The sequence below is a fragment of the Acidovorax sp. Root275 genome (assembly GCF_001428965.1).
Taxonomy (GTDB): Bacteria; Pseudomonadota; Gammaproteobacteria; order Burkholderiales; family Burkholderiaceae_C; genus Acidovorax; species Acidovorax radicis.
On the sequence record NZ_LMJH01000001.1, the window covers coordinates 1573124 to 1574024 of the forward strand.

Annotated in this window: 1 protein-coding gene; it reads left to right on the plus strand. The window is 46.3% G+C overall.

Translation table 11 applies throughout. The annotated features are described in order from the left end of the window. Positions 1 to 286: 286 nt before the first annotated feature. Positions 287 to 703, plus strand: a complete 417-nt coding sequence (locus tag ASE52_RS25570) for a hypothetical protein (protein WP_139019219.1) — start codon at positions 287 to 289, stop codon at positions 701 to 703. Positions 704 to 901: the final 198 nt, after the last annotated feature.

Consider the following 901-nt stretch of genomic DNA (forward strand, 5'->3'; position numbering starts at 1 on the left):
CAGATACGTCCAAAGGGCAGGTAGATACGGCGGTAAATGGCTTGACAGAAGGATTGAAAAACGAAACGGACGCCAAAGGGCGGCCAACGAAAGGGCAGTATGTCAAGCCCGGGGGCGATGCACAAAAGGACCTAGATTCGCTGCCGGGAACTGCAGGTGACAATGGTCAGAAAATTTTGCCCGATGGCAGCGTTGCAGGTATACATACCTCGACTACAACGGGCCTGGACACACTACACGTTCACCGACCCTCAGGGAGTCGGGACATAAAAATTCGCTATCCACAATGAAATATATTCATGAACTTGAGGCCTGGTCACTTCCAGGCCTGCTATTGCATCCAGAATACAGCAAAACCACTCTCCAAGAGGAAATGTGGAGAGAAGGAGTGCCTAAAAATGTTTTCCTTGGCATAAGTGCAATCCCAGACAAAATTGATTGCGAAAACTTGAAATTTTTAATTCATTCCGGCGAATTGAAGGAAAATGAATTTATGGAATTTTGTGTTATTCATAAATTACCAGAGACCTCGGAATCCGAGGAATCCTCGGCAAAATTTCTTGAATACAAAAAAGGAAGATGTCTCGCCTGGATACACCTCCCCACAGATTCCGGCGCAGATGTTTTATCAAAAATTAAGAAAATACTCCAAATACACGGCCATATCATTATTGATCCACGAAACATGAGTTTATTGATTTAGCAACTTATTCCAGACAGCGCAGATAGAAACTACCGGCAGAACACCCCTCAGGCAAAGCTGCGGCATTAGTAATTAACTGTTCAATGCGCGCAATACGTCTACGACGATGACCAGAAGCGCACTCAGGTTATCCAAGGAGGCATCACTACGCATGAGTTCCATGGTGCCCACGGCAACCTGCTGGCCGACTACTCCCCC